Below are 1,524 nucleotides of genomic sequence, written 5' to 3' on the forward strand. Positions count from 1 at the left end.
TGATGTGACCCCAATAAGTTAGACTTTATAGCGTAGTAGCGTTTAAGCTGCTACGCTATTTCTTTATGCAGCTAAGAGGCTCACCCTGTATTCTACTGGGCTCATCCATCCTAGTTTCTCTTTAATCCTTTGTTCATTATAATATTTTATATATTTTTCAATAGCTACCTTAAGTTCTTCATAACTGTAATAAACCTTACCATAATACATTTCCTGTTTCATAATTCCAAAGAAGTTCTCCATTACTGCATTATCATGGCAATTTCCTTTTCTGGACATGCTCTGAAAAATCTTATTTTCCTCAAGTATACGAATGTATGATTTCATCTGATAAGCCCAACCTTGATCAGAATGGAATATACGTCGGTACTGACAATCACTTGTAATTTCTATAGCTTCATTTAAGGCTTTCATTATACTCTCTGCAGATGGTTGCTTAGAAATACCATAACTAACTATTTCTCTATTACACAGATCCATAAACGGATCTAGATAAAGCTTTTTAATAACCATTCTTCCTTTTTCATCTACTTCATAATACTTAAACTCTGATGTATCTGTTGTAATCTTCTGGTGTGGAATATGTGTTTCAAAACGCCTATGTATTCTATTAGGAGAAACCTTTCCTACCTTGCCTTTATAGGAGCTGTATTTACGACTTTTTCTAGTAAAGGATTGTACCTGAATCCCTAACTTCTGAACAATTCGCTGAACGCGTTTCTTGTTTACAACGAGTCCTTGTTTTCTTAGTTGCCCATAAATGCGTCTGTAGCCAAAATCCTTATTATCCTTTCGTATTGCAAGAATCTTTTCTTCTAACTCTTTGTTTGAATCTTCTTTATCAAAACGTTTTTGCCAATACATATATGTTGACTTAGGAAATCCTAAAATTGCGAGAATATCTTTCAGTTTAAATGATCCTCGGAGGCTGTAGATGATTCTCGCTTTTTGTTCTGAGGTATTCCCTCTAAACGCAGCCTCCTCAATTCTTTTAAATAGGCATTCTCAATTTTTAGTTTTAACAATTCGTCTTCTAATTGTTTAATGTATTCAGTATTATCATTGGATGTTATTTGTGATATGTTATTGTTAGATTTATCCACTTTTCGTCGCCGTCCTTTACGTTTTGGTTTCAAAGCATCAGGACCGGTAATTCTATAATCATTTACCCACCTAGTAATGAGTGATGGATTATTGACTCCCATAGACAAAGCCAATTCCTGATATGAAACTTCTCTTGTTAGATATAACTCTACTACATGAATCTTAAATTCAAAAGAGTAATTTTCATTTTTTCTGGAACGCATTAACCCTTCATCACCATATTTTTTGTAAGATGCTACCCACTTCTGAATATCTGTCTTGGAAGCTATCTTATACTTATTTGAAAGATATTTAGCACCACCTTCTCCATTTAGATATGCCTGAACTACTTTTTTCTTAAATTCAAAACTATATTTTGCCATAAAAAGACTGACCCCCATAAGTTAGATTTTTTAGGTCTAACTTATGGGGGTCAGTTCA

Annotated in this window: 2 protein-coding genes; both read right to left on the reverse strand. The window is 33.7% G+C overall.

Annotated features, from left to right (window positions below):
• Positions 1–63: 63 nt before the first annotated feature.
• A complete protein-coding gene (locus tag H8718_RS20195) occupies positions 64–987 on the reverse strand; it encodes an IS3 family transposase (protein WP_330597798.1) in 924 nt (307 codons plus the stop codon).
• Entirely contained in the window at positions 906–1,466 is a 561-nt protein-coding gene (locus H8718_RS20895; protein WP_330597797.1) for a helix-turn-helix domain-containing protein, read from the reverse strand. Before H8718_RS20895 ends, H8718_RS20195 begins: the two co-directional genes overlap by 82 nt.
• Positions 1,467–1,524 lie beyond the last annotated feature (58 nt).

Origin of the sequence: Zhenhengia yiwuensis (genome assembly GCF_014384995.1) — a bacterium.
In the GTDB taxonomy this organism is placed as follows: Bacteria; Bacillota; Clostridia; order Lachnospirales; family Cellulosilyticaceae; genus Zhenhengia; species Zhenhengia yiwuensis.

Coding starts and splice junctions, on each gene's coding strand:
- H8718_RS20895 (WP_330597797.1), bottom strand. CDS start 1,466: ATGGCAAAATATAGTTTTGAATTTAAGAAAAAAGTAGTTCAGGCATAT.